General features: G+C 72.8%; 20 protein-coding genes. 6 read left to right on the plus strand and 14 right to left on the minus strand.

The genetic code is table 11. From position 1 onward, the window contains the following. Positions 1–24: 24 nt before the first annotated feature. The gene (locus tag FLV34_RS22430) at positions 25–765 is read right to left on the minus strand and encodes a spheroidene monooxygenase (RefSeq protein ID WP_240971620.1); all 741 of its coding nucleotides are present in this window, start codon (positions 763–765) and stop codon (positions 25–27) included. On the opposite strand from FLV34_RS22430, the gene FLV34_RS22435 reads away from it, so the two are divergent. Then, complete coding sequence (locus FLV34_RS22435) at positions 722–1,336, plus strand: glycerol-3-phosphate acyltransferase (protein WP_260617340.1); 615 nt, start codon at positions 722–724, stop codon at positions 1,334–1,336. The two genes, FLV34_RS22430 and FLV34_RS22435, sit on opposite strands and share 44 nt — an antisense overlap. Here FLV34_RS22435 and FLV34_RS22440 read toward each other — a convergent pair. From FLV34_RS22440 to FLV34_RS22470, 7 genes are all read right to left on the minus strand, one after another. After that, the gene (locus tag FLV34_RS22440) at positions 1,287–2,579 is read right to left on the minus strand and encodes a glycosyltransferase family 2 protein (RefSeq protein ID WP_147943983.1); all 1,293 of its coding nucleotides are present in this window, start codon (positions 2,577–2,579) and stop codon (positions 1,287–1,289) included. The genes FLV34_RS22435 and FLV34_RS22440 overlap by 50 nt on opposite strands. Next, positions 2,576–4,120: an NAD(P)/FAD-dependent oxidoreductase gene (locus tag FLV34_RS22445; RefSeq protein WP_187280695.1), complete on the minus strand. Its 1,545-nt coding sequence runs from the start codon at positions 4,118–4,120 to the stop codon at positions 2,576–2,578. Before FLV34_RS22445 ends, FLV34_RS22440 begins: the two co-directional genes overlap by 4 nt. Beyond that, entirely contained in the window at positions 4,108–4,914 is an 807-nt protein-coding gene (locus FLV34_RS22450; protein WP_147943984.1) for a carotenoid biosynthesis protein, read from the minus strand. Before FLV34_RS22450 ends, FLV34_RS22445 begins: the two co-directional genes overlap by 13 nt. 298 nt (positions 4,915–5,212) lie before the next feature. Continuing rightward, positions 5,213–6,190: an aldo/keto reductase gene (locus FLV34_RS22455; protein ID WP_142648912.1), complete on the minus strand. Its 978-nt coding sequence runs from the start codon at positions 6,188–6,190 to the stop codon at positions 5,213–5,215. Positions 6,191–6,214: 24 nt separating this feature from the next. After that, positions 6,215–6,883, minus strand: coding sequence for a dienelactone hydrolase family protein (locus tag FLV34_RS22460; RefSeq protein ID WP_142648911.1), 669 nt, complete (start codon positions 6,881–6,883; stop codon positions 6,215–6,217). A 153-nt stretch (positions 6,884–7,036) separates the two neighbouring features. Beyond that, positions 7,037–7,480 (minus strand): DUF6157 family protein, encoded by a 444-nt coding sequence (locus tag FLV34_RS22465; protein ID WP_142648910.1) that lies wholly within the window; start codon positions 7,478–7,480, stop codon positions 7,037–7,039. Positions 7,481–7,487: 7 nt separating this feature from the next. Beyond that, positions 7,488–9,683, minus strand: coding sequence for a glycogen debranching N-terminal domain-containing protein (locus FLV34_RS22470; RefSeq protein WP_142648909.1), 2,196 nt, complete (start codon positions 9,681–9,683; stop codon positions 7,488–7,490). Positions 9,684–9,834: 151 nt separating this feature from the next. Here FLV34_RS22470 and FLV34_RS22475 point away from each other — a divergent pair, with 151 nt between their 5' ends. Continuing rightward, on the plus strand, positions 9,835–10,035 hold the full coding sequence (locus tag FLV34_RS22475) for a transposase (protein WP_142648908.1): 201 nt from the start codon (positions 9,835–9,837) through the stop codon (positions 10,033–10,035). An 82-nt stretch (positions 10,036–10,117) separates the two neighbouring features. On the opposite strand, the gene FLV34_RS22480 is transcribed toward FLV34_RS22475, so the two are convergent. From FLV34_RS22480 to FLV34_RS22495, 4 genes are all read right to left on the minus strand, one after another. Then, complete coding sequence (locus FLV34_RS22480; RefSeq protein WP_147943985.1) at positions 10,118–10,837, minus strand: hypothetical protein; 720 nt, start codon at positions 10,835–10,837, stop codon at positions 10,118–10,120. Positions 10,838–11,195: 358 nt separating this feature from the next. Continuing rightward, entirely contained in the window at positions 11,196–11,858 is a 663-nt protein-coding gene (locus tag FLV34_RS22485; protein WP_142648906.1) for a fasciclin domain-containing protein, read from the minus strand. 264 nt (positions 11,859–12,122) lie between these two features. Then, positions 12,123–12,662 carry a hypothetical protein gene (locus tag FLV34_RS22490; RefSeq protein WP_142648905.1) on the minus strand — a complete coding sequence of 180 codons (540 nt, stop codon included), beginning with the start codon at positions 12,660–12,662 and terminating at the stop codon, positions 12,123–12,125. A 273-nt stretch (positions 12,663–12,935) separates the two neighbouring features. Beyond that, positions 12,936–13,160 (minus strand): type II toxin-antitoxin system HicB family antitoxin, encoded by a 225-nt coding sequence (locus tag FLV34_RS22495; protein WP_142648904.1) that lies wholly within the window; start codon positions 13,158–13,160, stop codon positions 12,936–12,938. A gap of 176 nt (positions 13,161–13,336) precedes the next feature. Here FLV34_RS22495 and FLV34_RS22500 point away from each other — a divergent pair, with 176 nt between their 5' ends. Together FLV34_RS22500 and FLV34_RS22505 are read left to right on the plus strand one after the other, a co-directional pair. Next, on the plus strand, positions 13,337–13,564 hold the full coding sequence (locus FLV34_RS22500) for a DUF2945 domain-containing protein (protein ID WP_142648903.1): 228 nt from the start codon (positions 13,337–13,339) through the stop codon (positions 13,562–13,564). Position 13,565: 1 nt separating this feature from the next. Next, complete coding sequence (locus FLV34_RS22505; protein WP_142648902.1) at positions 13,566–13,895, plus strand: DUF3140 domain-containing protein; 330 nt, start codon at positions 13,566–13,568, stop codon at positions 13,893–13,895. A gap of 317 nt (positions 13,896–14,212) precedes the next feature. Here the strand turns inward: FLV34_RS22505 and FLV34_RS22510 are convergent, their stop codons facing one another. Continuing rightward, positions 14,213–14,392: a DUF4236 domain-containing protein gene (locus FLV34_RS22510; RefSeq protein WP_142648901.1), complete on the minus strand. Its 180-nt coding sequence runs from the start codon at positions 14,390–14,392 to the stop codon at positions 14,213–14,215. Positions 14,393–14,629: 237 nt separating this feature from the next. Between FLV34_RS22510 and FLV34_RS22515 the strand changes: the two genes are divergently transcribed. Together FLV34_RS22515 and FLV34_RS22520 are read left to right on the plus strand one after the other, a co-directional pair. Next, a complete protein-coding gene (locus FLV34_RS22515) occupies positions 14,630–15,037 on the plus strand; it encodes a four-helix bundle copper-binding protein (RefSeq protein ID WP_205830475.1) in 408 nt (135 codons plus the stop codon). Between the two features lie 139 nt (positions 15,038–15,176). Further along, positions 15,177–15,680 (plus strand): MarR family winged helix-turn-helix transcriptional regulator, encoded by a 504-nt coding sequence (locus tag FLV34_RS22520; RefSeq protein WP_147943986.1) that lies wholly within the window; start codon positions 15,177–15,179, stop codon positions 15,678–15,680. Positions 15,681–15,884: 204 nt separating this feature from the next. Here FLV34_RS22520 and FLV34_RS40630 read toward each other — a convergent pair whose 3' ends face one another. Next, positions 15,885–16,448 (minus strand): hypothetical protein, encoded by a 564-nt coding sequence (locus FLV34_RS40630; RefSeq protein WP_187280696.1) that lies wholly within the window; start codon positions 16,446–16,448, stop codon positions 15,885–15,887. Positions 16,449–16,794: the final 346 nt, after the last annotated feature.

Below are 16,794 nucleotides of genomic sequence, written 5' to 3' on the forward strand. Positions count from 1 at the left end.
GCTTGTCCCGGCCTGCGGGATCGCTCAGCGATCGGCAGGCGAATCGCGGAGGGGGTCGCGCCCGTCCCAGGTGCCCTCGCTCGCGTAGGGGACGAACCGGGCGAACAGCTCCTCGGAGTACCAGTCGTGGGCACGGACCCGCGCGACGACCTCGCGGTGCGCCCGCCCGGCGTAGGCGAACGCGCGTACGGCGGCGGCGTCGCGCCACAGCGAGAAGGTGGCCTGCCTGGCGACCGGCCACTCCCCCAGCCCGACGGAGGCGAGGCAGCCCCCCTGTGCCCGCAGCGACCGGTCGACGGCGGGGGCGGACCGGTAGAACGCCGGCAGCCGCGACGGCCGGATCGACGCCCGGGTCAGCACCGCCACCGGGCCGCGGTGCGGCTCGTCGCCGGGGCCGCCCGTCACGGGCACGAACGGCTCGACGCCGTTCCAGCGTCCGCGCGATGCCATCGGCGCGAGCCGTACGTGCCAGGTCTCGACCGCCTCGCGCCGCCACCTGCCGGGGATCGGCGAGCGGGCCAGGAACTCCTCCGCCGCCTGCTCGTCCCGCCAGACGGCGAGCAGCGCCCAGCGGCGCAGGTCGGCGCCGAGGGTCGTCGACGGCCCCCGGCCCGTGCCGAGCAGCCGCCAGAACAGCAGCCCCCCGGTGCGGCGCAGCACCGGACGGTCGAAGGCCATGTGACGCATCGCCCCCCGGCCGGCGTATCTGTGGAGGTGGAACGTGACGACGCTCCCGCCGCTCGTCCCCATGCTGGTGGCGCTCATCGGCGGCTACCTTCTCGGCTCGATTCCGGTGGCGGTGCTGGTCGCGGGACGGCGAGGAGTCGATCCCCGGGAGGTGGGCGACCGCAACCCCGGCTTCTGGAACGTGCGCGAACGGCTCGGCCGCCGGGCGTCCGTGCCGGTCTTCGCCGGTGACATGGCCAAAGGCGTGCTCGCCGGGCTGCTCGGCCTGCTGGCGGCGGGCGGGCACACGACCGGGCCGGGAGTGGTCGCCGGGCCGAGCGCCCCGGCGGCGTACCTGGCCGTGGGGGCCGCGATGATCGGGCACGCCTGGCCGGTCTTCGCCGGGTTCCGCGGCGGGCGGTCGGTGCTGACCTTCACCGGTGGCATCGCGGTGATCTGCCCGCCCGCGTTCCTGCTCGCGCTCGCCGTAATGGGGGTGACGTTCCTGCTCACCCGGTCGTTCGCGATCGGGGCCAGGGCAGGGGTCTTCGCGATCCCGCTGCTGCAACTGCCGTTCGCGCCGATCGGCCACGTCGCCGCGACCGGCGCGCTGATGTGCCTCATCGGGCTGCGGTTCGGTCAGGCGGCCCTGGCCGCGCGCCGCACGTGACGGCGTCGGCGCGGCCCAGGCCGTACGCGCGGCTCCGCCAGGTCCTGACCGGCCGCAGCGTCGCCTGCGTGAGCCGTACGGCGGTGGCCGGATCGAGCAGGAACGACAGCAGCACGCCCGCGCCGGGCCGGGCGTAGCTGCGCCGCAGCGCGGTGGCGAGCAGCAACCGTACGGCGAGCAGCGCCAGGTCGAGCCGGGTCGGCCGCCCGGCGGCCAGGCGGAGCGCGGGCAGCGCGGCGGCGAGCCAGACGACGGCGAGATCGGCCGCCTGCCAGGCGGGGCGGGTGACGTCGCGCAGCGGCAGCGAGCGCCCCCCCTCCCGCCACGCCTCGGCCGCCGACTCGTGCATGTCCACCTCCAGCAAGCCGCCCGCGTCGAGGAAGCCGACCCTCCAGCCGTCGGCGGCCAGGGCCCGTGCGAGGGCGACGTCGTCGGTCATGTGGCCGCGCACGCGGGCGAAGCCGTCGGCCCGCCGCATCGCCTCACGCCGGAAGGCCAGGCACTGGCCGTTCGCGACCACCCGGTGGGGCGGCGGCGGGACCGGCGGCCCGATCGGGCCGAACCGGTAGACCAGCGTGGCGAGGAACGACGCGTGCAACGCCTGCTCGGCGAGGCCGTCGCAGACGAAGCGCGGGCCCGCGCTGACCAGGTCGTGCTCCGCGAGTGCGGCGGCGAGCGCGCCGAACAGGCCGGGCCGGGGCCGGGTGTCGGCGTCCAGGGTGACCACGATCTCGCCGTGTGCCTCCTCCAGCCCCTGGTGCAGCGCCCACTGCTTGCCCACCCAGCCCTCCGGCAGCGGGCGTCCGCGCACCACCGTCGCCCCGTACGCGGCGGCGAGCCGGGCGGTGCCGTCCGAGGACTCGTCGTCCACCACGATCACCTCGGTGACGGCGGGATCGGCCAGGACCGCCCGCAGGCAGGGGCCGAGCCGCCGCTCCTCGTCCCTGGCCGGGATGACCACCGAGATCCCCGGACTTCCGGCACCCGGTTTTCCGCCGCCTGATGTCGTGCCCCCGCCGATCCACGCCGCCCGGCCGGCGACACCGCCCGGGGGCGCGTCACCGGGGAATTCCCCGGGCGCGGGCGCGGTGAGCGGAGGGAGGCGCCGGCGACCACGCGCGAGCCGCGCCAGCACGACGACGGCCGCGACGGCCTGGGCCACGGCGAGCACGCGCGCGGCGGCCCCGGCCCGTGGCCGCCGCGGAGCGGGTTTTCCGGTCGTCGTGGTCGCCTCGGCCTTCACCGGGCTGCCTTACCCGGGTGCCGGGCGGAACGGGGGAAGTCGCCGCGCACCAAGGCGGCCACGATCCGCCCGCCCATGGCCACCAGGGGCAGCCCGCCTCCCGGATGCACGGCCCCGCCGACGAGGTAGAGCCCGCGCCGTGGCCCCCGGTTGCCGGGGCGGCGGAACGGGGCGAACGGCCCGCCGTACGCGCCCCCGTAGATCGCCCCGCCCCACGCGCCGTACCGGTCCCGCAGGTCGGCCGGGGTCAGCAGGTCGAGGAAGCGCAGCCGTCCGGACAGGTCGTGCCCCCGGCTCGCCAGCCGTTCGAGCACCAGCTCCGCGTACGCCTCGGGCGGCCTAGGCCAGCGCGCGGGGTCGCCGGCCGGGACGTTCACCAGCATGCTCCAGCTCTCCGCGCCGGGGGGAGCCTGGGTGTCGTCCGTCACCGCTGGGCAGCCGATGTAGACCGTGGGATCCTCCGGCGGACGCCGCCGCTCGAAGATGTCGCCGAACTCGCGCCGATAGTCGGCGGAGAACACCACCGAATGATGCGGCAGGCCCTCGGTCCGCCCCTCCACGGCGGCGAGCATCAGGAAGGCGGACGACGACAGGCCCAGCCGGGCGATGCGGCGCAGCCGGGTGCGGTCGGGCAGGAGCCGCCCGTACAGGGCGGCCGCGTCGGCGTTGACGATCACGATGTCGGCCCTGACCACCTCGCCGGGAGCCGTACGGACGCCGACGACCCGCTCCGCGTCGGCGAGGATCTCGGTGATCTCGGTCTCCAGCCGGACCTCGACGCCCGCCTTGTCGAGCGAGGCGGCCAGCGCCTCGGCGAGGCGGGGCAGCCCGCCCCGCACGTACCATCCGCCGTCACCGTGCTCGATGGCGGGGACGCAGCCCAGGGCGGCGGGCGCACGGTAGGGGTTCGAGCCGGCGTAGGTGGCGTAGCGGCCGGCGTACTGGCGCAGACGGGGGTCCCGGAAGAAGCGGCACGCGAGACCGTGCAGGGTGCGGCCCGGCGCGACCGCGAGCAGGTCGCCCGGCCGGGGGCGTGGGAGGGGTCTGCCCGGCCGCCCACCGGCAGGGCCGCCCGACGGGCCGCCCGACGGGCGACCGCCCGGCCGGAACGGCGGCTCTACGACGGGCCCGGACAGCGGGCCCGCGAAGAAGGTGCGCGTGGAGGCGTCCAGGCAGCGCTCGGCCCAGCGGTGGAAGGCCCGCCAGCCCCGGCCCTCGCCGGGCGCGAGCCGGTCCACCGCCTCCGCCGTACGCCCCGGGTCGCGGTAGGTGGCCAGGGTCGAGCCGTCCGCGAAGCGATACCGGCACAGCTCGTCGAGTTCGAGCAGGTCGAGCGGCACGCCGAGGTCGAGGAAGAGGCCGGGCAGCGTGAGGAGCGAGGGGCCGATCGAGAACGTGAAGCCGTCTCGCCTGTGCTCGGCCAGCTTGCCGCCGAGCCGGGGCAGCCGCTCGTGGATCCGCACGTCGTGCCCGTCCCGCGCGAGCAGCAGAGCGGCCACCATGCCGCCGACGCCGCCCCCGACCACGATCACCTCCGCCATGCGCACCCCCAGGCGAGCAGGGCGAAGGCGCCCATCGCGAGCCCTCCGGCGGCGGCCACGAACGGATCGGGCGGCCGGAAGACCACGGCGAAGCCGACGGTCTCCATCAGCGCCATGACCGTGTAGAGCGCGACGAGCCCGGTCGTCCCCGCCGCCTCGGCGCCGGTCACGGGCCGGTCGGCGGCGGGACGGCCGGTGATGCGGTCGAGCAGCGCCATGACCAGGAAGGAGACCAGCAGCCAGCCGGCGAAGTTGGTGAGCGGGACCCCGCGGTAGGGTCCCGGCTCCGCCCAGACCCACAGCCCGAGCCCGAGCATCTGCGGGTCGAGGAACAGGTCCCACGCGGTGAGCGCCAGGGCGCCGGTGAGGATCGGCGCCATCCGGCCGCGCGGCGCCACGCGGCGGGCGACGGCGTGTGCGGCCAGACCCATGCCGCCCCAGGCGAGGGCGACGATCAGCGGGACGCCGCCCGGCCGCGGCCACAGAACGTCGGTGTAGCGGTAGTCGCCGAAGGGCAGGCCCGTCCTGGTGCCGATCCATTCGGCGGCATAACCGGCCGCCACCGCCGCCGTGAACGCGCCCGCCGCCCTGCGCGGGGTGTACGCCGCCGCCGCGAAGGCGAGCGCGCCCACCGCGAGCAGCACCACGACCGCGGTGGTGAGGCGCGGGTCCTGGGGCCGCAGTCCCGTCGCGATCTGGGCGGCCACCATCGCGGCCAGCGCGACCACGCCGGCCGCGTTCGGCCACGCGCCCGCCGGGCGGGGCGTCCGCGGCGCTTCCGGCTCGGACAACATCCCGGAGGACGCTCCGGACGACGGCCCTGGTGATGGGCCGGGTGATGGGCCGGGTGATGGGCCGGGTGACGGGCCGGAGGGCGCTCCGGGGAGTTCCGGCCCGCTCGACGAACGCCGGGGCGGCCGGGCTCCGCGCCGTTCGGGTGGCGTGCCATCAGCCTTGGCCGCGCTCTTCGCCGCGTTCTTCCGTGCGGCCTCCCACGTCTCCACGTAGGGTCATTCGAGCGCGTCCCCCTGATCGGATGCGCTCCGGCCCCACTTGGGCGCCCGGTGGAACCCGGCTACACCGGCCGGGCCGTCACCAGCGGTGGTGGACCTGCGGGCGGATCAGGTCGTCGTAGACCTGGCGGACCGCGTCGTGGGTCTCGGCCGGCAGCGGCGGGAACTGCGCCGCCGCGGCGTTGGCCTCGGCCTGTCCGGGGTTGCGGGCACCGGGGATCACGACGCTGACCCCGGGCTGGTCGATGATCCAGCGCAGGGCGAACTGCGCCATCGTCATGCCCTCGGGCACGAGACCACGCAGCCGCTCGACCGCCTGGAGGCCCACGCCGTACTCGACGCCGGAGAAGGTCTCGCCGACGTCGAACGCCTCGCCCTGACGGTTGAAGTTGCGGTGGTCGTCCTCGCCGAAGACCGTCTGCGGGCCGTACTTGCCCGACAGCAGGCCGCTCGCCAGCGGCACCCGGGCGATGATGCCGACTCCGGCCTTCTCCGCGGCGGGCAGGACCTCGTCCAGCGGCTTGAGCCGGAAGGCGTTGAGGATGATCTGCACGGTCGCCACGCCGGGGCGCGCGATCGCGGTCAGCGCCTCGGCCACCGTCTCGACGCTCACGCCGTACGCGGCGATGCGGCCCTCGGCGACCAGCGTGTCGAGCGCGTCGAAGACCTCGTCGGTCTCGAAGACGGCGCTCGGCGGGCAGTGGAGCTGCACCAGGTCGAGCGTGTCGACGCCCAGGTTGGCCCGGGAGCGGTCGGTCCAGGCGCGGAAGTTGTCCAGCGTGTAGACGTCGGGCGTCTGCTGCACCCTGCGGCCCATCTTGGTGGCCACGGTCAGGCCGGGCCGCTCCTTGATGAGCTTCCCGATGATCTTCTCGCTGCGGCCGTCGCCGTACACGTCGGCCGTGTCGATGAGGGTGGTCCCCGCGTCGACCGCGGCGTTGAGAGTGGCCAACGCGTCGGCCTCGCTCACCTCGCCCCAGTCGGCCCCGAGCTGCCACGCTCCCAGCCCGACCACGCCGACCTGCCTGCCCGTCCTGCCCAACACGCGCTGTTCCATGGGGTCTGATCGTAGCGGGGCACTTCAGGCGGAGGCCGATCCACCCGCCAGATGGTGCACGAACCAGTCGCGGGCGAGCCTTGCGACCGTCTCCAGCGCGCCCGGCTCCTCGAACAGGTGCGTGGCGCCCGGCACGATCTCCAGCCGGACCGGCGCTGTCATCGCCCGCATCGCCTCCCTGTTGAGGTCGAGGACGACGGAGTCACGCCCCCCTACGATCAACAGCGTCGGCTGGCGCACCGAGCGGAGCGCGCCTCCCGCGAGGTCGGGCCTGCCGCCCCGGGACACCACCGCCCTGACCAGGCCGGGCCGCGTCGCCGCGGCGACGAGCGCGGCGGCGGCGCCCGTGCTCGCGCCGAACAGGCCGACGGGCAGGCCGCCGACGACCTCGTCCTCGGGCAGCCGGTCGGCCAGCGCGCCCACCCGGTCGGCGAGCAGGCCGATGTCGAAGCGCAGGTGGCCGGTGAACGCGTCGACGCGTTCCTCCTCCACGGTGAGCAGGTCGGCCAGGACGGTGGCCAGCCCGGCCCGCTGCAACTCCCTGGCGACGTATCGGTTGCGCGGGCTGTGCCGGCCGCTTCCGCTGCCGTGGGCGAACAGCACCGCTCCCCTGGCATCCCTGGGGACCGCCACGTCGGCGTCGAGCACGACGTCGCCGACCGGCATCCGTACGCTGAGTTCCACATCGCTCATGACGCCCGCCCCCCTCGGCCGTGCCCGGCTCGGCGGCGCCGTACGACATCAGGATGACGCCGCACAACCAGGACAGCGCTGGACAATCGGGGGCCGTACCCCGGGCCGGCCCAGACAAACCGGGACAACTCTCGGCAAACCGGGAACGACGCGTCAGGCGCGGCGTGAGCGCAGCGCCTTGAGCACCCGCACGCCGCCGTCCTCCCCGGCGCGCGCGCCGTCCACCAGGCGCCGGTATTCCTCCGACTCCATGGGACACAGCGCGATGCGTCCGTCCCGGTCGAACAGCAGGCCCCAGCCGTGTCTCTTCGCCAGCGGCGACGACCTCAGGCACGCCTGGGGACGGGAGAAGAACTCCTTCCTGAGCTCCGCGCGCCGCTCGGCGGGCAGGTCCGCCGACAGGTCCTGACGGCGCAGCCAGGTCTCGAACAGCACGTCCTCCTGCGTCAGGCCGTACGGCGCGCCGGAGATCAGCTCGTACTGGAGGACGGCGACGGTGGGTTTGCCGCCTCGGCCCCGGGGCACCTCCGCGGCGGTCACCGGGCAGTCGTCGGCGACCGCGATGAGCGTCGAGTAGTAGTTCAGATCCTCGGGCATGGCTCCACTATGCCCGAGGAGATCGCCGGCTTTCCTCACTCCGGTCGCACATGGAAGACCTGCGGAGGGCCGCGGGCGGGCGGGGCTCCTCGATGAGACGCACCTCTTCCGGCAGCCCGTCCACGTGCACCTCGCCGCTGTCCTCCCGGGCCTCCAGGTCGACCCGGGTGCCGGCGATCGGGAAGCCGGAGATGCGCAGCTCCCCGAATCCCTTGGGCAGCACCGGCGCGATCCACACCCTGCGGCTCGGCACCCACGGGTCGACGCGGAGCAGGAGCCGCAGAAGCTGGATCGGCGTGGCCGAGGCCCAGGCTTGCGGCGAGCACGAGGTCGGGTAGGGCACCGGCAGGTCGAACTCCGCCCTGTCGAACCCGCAGAAGAGCTCGGGCAACCGGTCGCCGAAGGCGCGGGCGGCGTCGAGCAGGCCGGTGGCGATGCGCTGGGCCTCCTCCACGAACCCGTAGCGCATGAGCCCGGACGCCACGAGCGCGCTGTCGTGCGGCCAGACGGACCCGTTGTGATAGCTCATCGGGTTGTACGCGCCCATGTCGGAGGCGAGGGTGCGGATGCCGAAGCCGGAGAACATCCGGGGCGACAGCAGGTGCCCGGCCACGGCCGGGGCCTTGTCGCGGTCGACGATCCCGGACCACAGGCAGTGGCCCATGTTGGAGGCGAGCGCGTCGATCGGGCGGCCCTCGTGATCGAGCCCGACGGCGAAGTAGCCGCGGTCGGGCAGCCAGAACCGTTCGTTGAACCGGGCGCGCAGCTCCGCGGCCCGTTGCCGGTAGAGCTGCTCGGTCTCGGTGTCGCGCGCCTCCTTGGCGAAGTAGTGGCGGGCGATGTAGGCGGCGTAGACGTATCCCTGCACCTCGGCGAGGGCGATGGGCGGCCGCGCGATCGTGCCGTCGGCGAAGTTGATGCCGTCGAAGGAGTCCTTCCAGCCCTGGTTGAGCAGGCCCTGGTCGGTCTTGCGCTGGTACCACAGGAACCCGTCGCGCATGCCGTACCGCTCGATCCACTCCAGCGCGGCGTCGGCGTGCGGGATCAGCCGCTCCACCGCCGCCCGGTGCAGGCCCCAGCGGCGCAGCTCGCCGAGAAGGATGACGAACAGCGGGCTGGCGTCGACCGAGCCGTAGTAGGCGTGCCCGGCGGCCGACCTGTCGTCCTTCCTGGCGCCGTAGCGCAGCTCGTGCATGATCTTGCCGGGCTCCTCCTCGGTCAACGGGTCGACCTTGGTGCCCTGCAGGGCGGCCAGCCGTCCCAGCGTGCCGTGCGCCAGCTCGGGATCGAGCGGCAGGGCCATCCACGAGCTGAGCAGCGAGTCGCGGCCGAACAGCGTCATGAACCAGGGCGCCCCGGCGGCGACGGTGGGCGGCAGCTCCGGTTGCCCGGGATCGAACAGCCGCAGTGCGCCGAGGTCCTTCTGCGACTGACGCAGGATTCCCGCCAGCGCGGTGTTGGTCGTCGTCACCTTGGGCAGGCGCTTGTCCCACTCGAAGAGCTGACCGGCCCGCTGGACCAGCGCGGGCGACAACTGCTTCTCGGTGTACCACGGCTCGGTCTCGATCCCGTCGATGATCGGGTTGGCCTGCACGCAGCCCGCCCACTCGCCGCGCGCCGGCACCACCACGCGGAAGACGAGCAGGCGCGGGTTGATCATCGGCAGCACGGGGGTGCCGTCGGCCTTGGCGATCACCCGCACTCCCCTGGCCTTGCTGCCCGAGAACATGCGCAGCGACCGCTCGTCCGCGACGGTGGTCACGTCGGCCACCCAGTGCACCCGGTGGGTCTTCACCTCGAACAGGTCGCACACGTCGGAGCCGATGTGCAGGGTCACCATGCAGCCGGCCGGCTCGTGGGACATGTTGCGGATGGTGATGTCCTCCGACAGCCCGCCGCCGACGTACCGGTCGCGCACGATCAGCAGCGTGCTCTCGGCCTGCCCCGGCCGCGGCGATGTCCGGCCGACGAAGGTCGCGTGGTACGGCTCGCCCGCGAGGACCTGGAGCTCCTCGATCGGGCTGTCGTCGACGCGCAGCTCCCAGTGGGACAGCAGCCGGGTGTCGGCGTAGTAGATCCCCTGCGCCGACCCGGGCAGGATGTCGCCGTTGCGGGCCGACACGCAGAACGATCCCCCGGCCACGAGTGTCATGGCCCCGCCGATGGCGCTGGGCTGTCCCTCGAACGTCCATCCGCTCGTCATGCCGATCACCCCGGCCCCCGGTGGCTGTTCCGACGGTGCCCTCATACCCGGAGGTGGCGCGAATTTTCGCCTGATATGCGGCCTTGTTTCCGTATCCAGTGATCCAGAGGGGTTTACTCGGCCATGACCCGGCGTTTCCTACCCTTCCGCCATGCACAGGTGGATGAGCTCGGAGGGACATGAGGTAGACGTGGTCGTCATCGAGGGCCGCGCTCTGCTGCGCGTGCGACACCTGGGCTACCACATCGGCTACTGCGCCTCCGTCGCGGAGGTGGCGGCCCACCTCGATCTCGCCGACCTGGTGGAGGTCGTCGACCTGCCTCACGCCGCCAGGGGCCGTGGACACGGATGACCCGTGGACAAGGATGAGGGGTGAGCCGGACAGGCTCACCCCTCCCTCTGATCACCGCGTCGCCTCACCGCGGCGCGGACGCTCAGTCCTCCCAGCCCGGCATGTTCCAGAAGCTGTCGGCGGCGGCCGGCTTGGGCTGTGCCTTGGCCTGGGCCTTGGCCGGGGCCTTGGCCGGGGCCTTGGGCTTGGCCTTCGCGGTGGTCTTCGCCTTGCCGGCCTGCGGCATGCCCCAGCCCGGCATCATCCCGCGCACCCAGGCGTCGGCGGCCTCGTCGTCGTCGGCCTTCGACGGCTTACCCGCGAGGTCGTTGCCGGACATCTTGGTAATCGTCGGCTGGTTGGACGTGGGGCGAAGGAAGACGTCCTGCGGCGAGCCCTGGCCGCTGTTCCCCTTGGCGGGCATCGTGAACATGGAGCCCGGCTGCGATCCGCTCACCTGGTTCCCGTTCGCGCCGGCCAGCGGGCCGCCTCCGGCGGGATTTCCGACCGGCTGCGTGCCGGCCTGCCGGCCCTGGGCCGTGTCGCCGCCCGGCGCCTGCCTGCTCTGGTCGTTCGCCGCCGGTCCGCTCGCCCGATCCTCGGCCTCGTCGTCCGCCGGGAAGAACGGGCCGACCTTCGCGCCCTTGTCCAGGATGTCCAGGCTCTTGGACGCGACGACGTCGGGCTCCTCCGGGTGGTTCATCGCCATGGCGGCGATCTGCTTGCCGGGCGACATCGGCTCCTTGGCGGACAGCGGAGCCGGGTCCGCGGGAGCGGGGCCGGAAAGCAGGGCCGCAGCGAGTACGGCAGTACAAAGAGGCATGAGAATTTCCCCCGAAATCTCGTGGACGGTACAAGAACGAAGGTAAGCGCACGATGCCGGGCCATCACGGACCCGATGCTCAGTGTCCGGTCAAATAAGAGGATCAGCCGCTTCAGGACATAGACTCCCAGCTCACCCCCTGCTTCGCTCATTACGGAAATGACCGCGCCATGCTCCAAGTGCCCGTACGGCAATGCATGCGGTGAAATCGCGCGGCGAGAGACCGGGGAAGAGGCGGGAGAAGGCGGGGAAGCGGCCCGGGGACGGCGTGAAGGACACAGGGAAACCGCGAAAAACGGAACGGGGGCGAGCCGTGAGCGGCTCACCCCCGTGAAGGCTGTTTCCGTACGACGGCCGATCACCTCGGCATGAGAACCTTGTCGACCGCGTAGATGGTGGCGTTGCTCGTCGCGATGTTTCCGCAGGTCACAGTGGCGTCGTTGACCTTTAGCGTGGAGTCGGACCCCGTGACGGTGAGCTTGCGCCCCTCGAGAGTGGTGAGCTCGCCGTGCATGTCCGCGGGCGCCTTGCGCCCCTTGACCACGTGGTAGGCCAGCAGCCCCCGGAGCGACTTGCGGTTCTTCATCAGCTGGTCGAGCTGGCTCTTCGGGATCTTGTTGAACGCGTCGTTCGTCGGCGCGAACACCGTGATGTCCTGGGCGGAGTTGAGCGTCTCCACCAGGCCGGCCTTCTTCACCACGCGCGCCAGCGTGGAAAGCAGCGGGACGTCGGAGATCGCGGTGCCGACGGGCACCTTGGCCAGCTCTGCGGGGCTGCCCTTGCCCGAGGCCGGCAGCGAGGAGCAGCCCGCGCCGACGGGCGTTCCGGAGACGGACGGAGACGCGGACCCCGACGCGGTGGGGCTCTCGCTCGCCTCCGCGCTGGGAGTCTCGCTGGTCATGTCCGTCGCGGTCTCGTTGGCCGCGACCGGAGCGGGATTGCCGCCGCCCTGGCCGCCGCACGCCGCGGACATGGAAAGCGCCGCGGTCAGGGCGGCAAGGGCGAGCAGACGGGTATTCATGATCGTGTTTCCTTAGTCGTGGAAAGGTCGTTGCTGGGTGGTTGGTCGGGTGCGTGATGAGACACGGGACGGGCGCACCGATCGGTCCCGGGGACCGGACGCGGTGCCCGGCGTGCCACCCGCACGACCGTCCGCGCCGTCGGCGACCCCTGTGGACGGCGACACCGGAAGAGCCCGCCACACGGGCTCAGGACCGGTGTGGCGGGCCGTTCTGACGGGCCGGTCACACGGGCCTCTTCCGTCAGGCCGTCTGGGGTTGGCTTACTAGCGCGGCCGCTGATGCTGGCGGGGCCTGGTGACCGGCTTCTTGCGCGCCGTCTTCGGCTGGGCCGCCTTCTGCTCCGCCTGCGGCAGCGGATAGATCCTGGTCGACTGGACGCCCTGCACCGGGCCGAAGGTGAACGGCTGCGGCGCCTGTGCGTTCGAGCCGGAAGCGACGACTGGCCGGATGAAGACGTCGCGTGTCTTGGGATCGATCACCGGGACGTACTTGGTCGTGGTCTCTCCATCGGCCTCCGTGCCCTCGATCGTGACCGGCGAGCGGGGAGCCGTGGCGCTGTCGTCGCGCTCGCCCTCCGTCCCGCTGGGGGTCATCCATGGCGGCGCCTGGGGAATGGTGGACGAGGGTCCCCCGGCCTGCGGCACCATGGCGGGCAGGGTCGCGAATTGCGGCCGGCCCGTGGACGGCGACGCGGCGTTGGTGTTGTCCGTGGTTGCCCTCGTACCGGGCGGTGCCGGGTCCGGCGGCACGGCGGCCGGCCCGGAAAGCAGGGCGGCGGCCAGTACGGCTGTGCAGAGAGGCATGAGACTCCCCCGAGGTCATGGATGGTACGAGCACGACGGTAAGCGCCGCACCGGGGAGTGATCACGCATCCGACGACCAATGTCCGGTCAAGCATGATGATCGGGCGCTTCACCCGTAAAGATCCCATCAGTCCCGCGAGCGGCCTCGGCACGGCCGTGGAGAGGGCCGGAGCGGGACGGGCAGCGGGGCCCGTAGGGTGCCGTTTCCTCACGGGACCCGCGGGTGAGGGGGCCGGACGGGCTCGCCGGCGCACCGCCGCTTCGCCCGCGGTCTCACTCGGGCAGCCTGACCTCGATCGGCACCACGATCGGCGGACACTGGGGCGGGTGCGGCACGGGCCGCCGCTCGAAGTAGTGCTCCAGGGCCTGCCGCAGCCGGTCGAGCGCCTCGTCGACCGAGTGCCCCTCGCAGGCGACCTCGACCTGAACGCACCGCGCACAGTACAGGCCGTCGTCCTCGGGGGTGACGGTCGCGGTCAGCCGCACGGTCCGTCCCATGCTCCCACCGTGCGCGGTGACGGGCCGAGGTAATCCCGGCGCCCGGGCAACAGTACGGAGATCCCCCGCCCGATCGGCTCGGCGACCTATGCGCTTCGCGCCGATTTTGCCTGATAGAGAGGCATTTCGGTGGCCAGTCGCGAGGCGGGCGGGCTTCCTCGGGTAGGGCCGGGCCCATGGGCAAGAAGGACAAGAAGGAAGAGCCGTCGGCGGGCGACGAGGTCACCTGGAAGAGCCACGGCGGCGAGGCGGCCGGCAAGGTCGAGAAGAAGATCACCGAGCGTACGGAGGAGGCGGGCCGCACCGTGGCCGCCTCGCCCGAGGACCCGCAGTTCCTCGTACGTAGCGACAAGAGCGGTGGGACGGCGGTGCACAAGCCGTCGGCCCTGCATCCGAAGGAGTGACGTGACCGCCGACAGGAAGCAGACCGCCGCCGAGTTCGGTGAGGCGGTCAACATGTCCGCGGACGAACTGGAGCGATGGCTGCGCGAGGAGCCGTCGAAGGCGGTCGGCGACAAGCCGGACGGCGGCGAGTCGACGGGCCGCGAGTCCGGCCGGCACATCGTCGCCATCCTCCGCAAGAAGACGAGCGAGCTGGACGACGAGGACTACGCCCACATGCGCAAGGTCGTCGGATATGTCCGCCGGCACCTGGCCCAGCGCCCCTCGGGCGACGTGCGGGACACCCGCTGGCGATACTCCCTCATGAACTGGGGCCACGACCCGCTGAAATAGTGCCTTCGAACGGCCAGGTCCGCCCCCGGGGGGTACGCAGGCACCTCACCTCGTGCCGCCAGGTGCACGACGGGCGGTCCGCGACGCCGGGTCCCCCGCGTGCCGACGCGAGGTGCCCTGCGGCAGGTCCGCGACCGGGTTCGCGAACGTGCCGCCGCGCGTTACCGCCAGGTGCACCACAGCCGGTCCGTGACGCCCGGTTCGCGGGCGCGGGGACGCGCCCGCCGTGCCGGTCGTCTTGCCGCCGCTATGTCGTCTCCGACGAGTCACGCCCCGCTGCGCGTGGCCGAGGTCGGGGGTATGGCGACGGAGACTCGCTAATCAAGCGTCTTCTTCCAGTGGAAGCCGCCGGGCAGGTTCACGGTGAGGGTGCGGCGTCCGTCCGCCGTCTTCGTGACGCGGAAGGCGCGTCCGCCGAAGCTGTGCCCGACGCCGCCGCGCGAGAGGTTGAGCCTGAACGGTCCCATCTTGATCGCTTTTCGGTAGCTCCAGCCCATGAGTTCCTCCTTGTTCTGCCGTGGCCTCGCGACTACCCCGGAGGACGATCAGCACACCGGCCGACGGATCATCTCCGTTTACGACCGTGCTGCCGGGTATGGCCACCAAAGAGCAATCCGGCCGTCAGGAACGCGATCGGATCGCCGAGCGGGCGCCGGAGGCGACGGACCCGACCTCGTCGGCGGGTCTCCGCCTCCTCGCGGGGACGCCTGCCCGAGAGCGGAAGGAGCTGTGCTATGGGACACGCCGGAGTGATGCTGGAGACCTATCCCGCCGACCTCGGCGGCGTGGACAGGCAGGTGCTCGCCAAGTGCATCGAGGCCTGCTTCGACTGCGCGCAGACCTGTACGGCCTGCGCCGACGCCTGCCTGAGCGAGCACGCGGTGGCGGGGCTCGTCCGCTGCATCCGCACCAACCTCGACTGCGCCGACATCTGCGCGACGACGGGCCGGGTGCTGTCGAGGCACACCGGCTACGACGCGAACCTGACGCGCGCCCAGCTTGAGGCGTGCGCGCAGGCGTGCCGCAGTTGCGGCGACGAGTGCGGCCTGCACGCCCACATGCACGAGCACTGCCGGGTCTGCGCCGAGGCGTGCCGTCGCTGCGCCCAGGCCTGCAACGAGTTGCTGGCCGCGCTCGGCTGAGCACCCGCACTCTGACCTTCTCCCCGAGGCCGGTTCATCAGGGCGGCTCTCTTGGCGGCTTCCACGGCGCGGCCTCGCCCGCCGTACGTCGCGGGGGCGTTGGCATGGCCGCGGCAGGGACCGTGTAAAAACTGTTCCTATGGCAAAGGAAGCGGACGAGGAGCCGATCGGCGACGACCTGGAGGCCGTCACCGCAGCCGTGCTCACCGCCTCGCGTGTGCTCGTCGCGATATCGGCACGGTCGCTGGCCGCGGCGGAGGACCGGGTCACCCTGCCGCAGTTCCGCATGTTGATGGTGGTCGGACAGGGCGAGACCAAGCTGGTGACGCTGGCGGACAAGCTTGGCGTCAATCCGTCGACGGCCATGCGCATGGCGGGCCGCCTCGCCGTCGCCGGCCTGCTGAAGCGCGAGGTGAATCCGCAGAACCGCCGGGAGACCCTGCTGCGGCTGACCGACAACGGGCGGCGGATCGTGGAGGAGGTCACCGCCCGGCGCAAGGAGGAGATCGCCGCGATCCTCACGCGAATGCCGGCGTCCCAGCGGCAGGCCCTCATCACCGCCATGCGGGAGTTCAACGACGCGGCGGGCGAGCCGCCCGCCCGCATCGCCTTCCCGCTCGGCTGGCCCGGCCCGTCCGCCTGACCACCGCCTGAGCGGCTTCCACGCCGTCGCCCCGGGCACAGGCCGAAATCCAGGCGCAGGGTCGTCGGAGATTCAGCGCCCGGAGGCGGCGCAGGCCCCGGCGATTCAGCGCCGGACGCGGCTTCCGCGGGGTCGGCTCAGGGCGAGCGCCCTGGGATCCAGCGCCTTGAAGGGGATCCAGTGCTCTGAAGCGCGACCCCGGAATCAGCAGCCGTCGGCGGCGCAGGCTCCGGGGATGAGCCCGGGGGCTCCATCGGCGCCGGACGGCACCTCACCCTGGTCCTGGCTGCTGCCGCCCTTCGAACCGCCGCCCTTCGAGGCGCCGCTCGTCTTGCCAGACGAGCCGGTCCCGGTGTGGCCCGTGCTCTTCCCTCCGGAGGCGGAGCCGCCGCCCGAGGAGGCGGAGGCGGTGTCCGCGCCGCCACCACCGGACGCCTGCGATCCGCCGGCGCCCTGGTCCCCTGCGCCCTGATCGTTCGCGCCCTGATCCGCTGAGCCCTGGTCGGCCGGGCCCTCCGCGTCCTGTCCGCCCTCGCCGCCCAGTCCGTCGCCCTGTCCGTCGCCCCGTCCGTCGCCCCGTCCGTCGCCCCGTCCGTCGCTCTGTCCGTCGTCCGCGGCGGAACCGGTGTCCTGGGCGGGGGCCGACTGGCCGGTCCCGGCCCCGGCGGGCGGGTCCGCGGGACCGAACCCGCCGCGCAGCGCGAAGCCCGCTCCCCCGGCCGCGAGCACGGCCACCAGGGCCACGGCGGCGATGACGACGGGCTTCATGTTCCTGGTCCTGGGGGGCGGCTCCTGCCGGCTGGAGAGGATCTCCTGCCGGAGCCGGTCATCGTGGCTCGTCTGTGACGGGACGCGCCCTTGCATGCGAGACAACTCCCAGCGGTCGTGTTCGGGGGAAACCTCCACGGCTTCCGCGGGTGGCTGCCCACCCTAACTCCACCCGTGACCAAATTTCACATAGACGGCTAAACAATCATGAATCTCCATAGGCCGCCGGACCTGCGGTGTCACGACAAGTCCCCCGAGCATGCTCATTCTTGAGCAAACAAGGAGTAAAGGCCCTCGGTAGCATCCCAGTGCCACTCCGGCTTCCCGCCCAGATCAGCGCGTGGGA

The sequence above is a fragment of the Microbispora sp. CSR-4 genome (genome assembly GCF_008033685.1).
GTDB lineage: Bacteria > Actinomycetota > Actinomycetes > Streptosporangiales > Streptosporangiaceae > Microbispora.

Coding starts and splice junctions, on each gene's coding strand:
- FLV34_RS22500 (WP_142648903.1), top strand. CDS start 13,337: ATGGGCAAGAAGGACAAGAAGGAAGAGCCGTCGGCGGGCGACGAGGTC.
- FLV34_RS22430 (WP_240971620.1), bottom strand. CDS start 765: ATGAGCGCCACCAGCATGGGGACGAGCGGCGGGAGCGTCGTCACGTTC.
- FLV34_RS22460 (WP_142648911.1), bottom strand. CDS start 6,883: ATGAGCGATGTGGAACTCAGCGTACGGATGCCGGTCGGCGACGTCGTG.
- FLV34_RS22480 (WP_147943985.1), bottom strand. CDS start 10,837: ATGCCTCTTTGTACTGCCGTACTCGCTGCGGCCCTGCTTTCCGGCCCC.
- FLV34_RS22465 (WP_142648910.1), bottom strand. CDS start 7,480: ATGCCCGAGGATCTGAACTACTACTCGACGCTCATCGCGGTCGCCGAC.
- FLV34_RS22520 (WP_147943986.1), top strand. CDS start 15,177: ATGGCAAAGGAAGCGGACGAGGAGCCGATCGGCGACGACCTGGAGGCC.
- FLV34_RS22475 (WP_142648908.1), top strand. CDS start 9,835: ATGCACAGGTGGATGAGCTCGGAGGGACATGAGGTAGACGTGGTCGTC.
- FLV34_RS22450 (WP_147943984.1), bottom strand. CDS start 4,914: ATGTTGTCCGAGCCGGAAGCGCCGCGGACGCCCCGCCCGGCGGGCGCG.
- FLV34_RS22485 (WP_142648906.1), bottom strand. CDS start 11,858: ATGAATACCCGTCTGCTCGCCCTTGCCGCCCTGACCGCGGCGCTTTCC.
- FLV34_RS22490 (WP_142648905.1), bottom strand. CDS start 12,662: ATGCCTCTCTGCACAGCCGTACTGGCCGCCGCCCTGCTTTCCGGGCCG.
- FLV34_RS22515 (WP_205830475.1), top strand. CDS start 14,630: ATGGGACACGCCGGAGTGATGCTGGAGACCTATCCCGCCGACCTCGGC.
- FLV34_RS22445 (WP_187280695.1), bottom strand. CDS start 4,120: ATGGCGGAGGTGATCGTGGTCGGGGGCGGCGTCGGCGGCATGGTGGCC.
- FLV34_RS22455 (WP_142648912.1), bottom strand. CDS start 6,190: ATGGAACAGCGCGTGTTGGGCAGGACGGGCAGGCAGGTCGGCGTGGTC.
- FLV34_RS22470 (WP_142648909.1), bottom strand. CDS start 9,683: ATGACGAGCGGATGGACGTTCGAGGGACAGCCCAGCGCCATCGGCGGG.
- FLV34_RS22495 (WP_142648904.1), bottom strand. CDS start 13,160: ATGGGACGGACCGTGCGGCTGACCGCGACCGTCACCCCCGAGGACGAC.
- FLV34_RS40630 (WP_187280696.1), bottom strand. CDS start 16,448: ATGAAGCCCGTCGTCATCGCCGCCGTGGCCCTGGTGGCCGTGCTCGCG.
- FLV34_RS22510 (WP_142648901.1), bottom strand. CDS start 14,392: ATGGGCTGGAGCTACCGAAAAGCGATCAAGATGGGACCGTTCAGGCTC.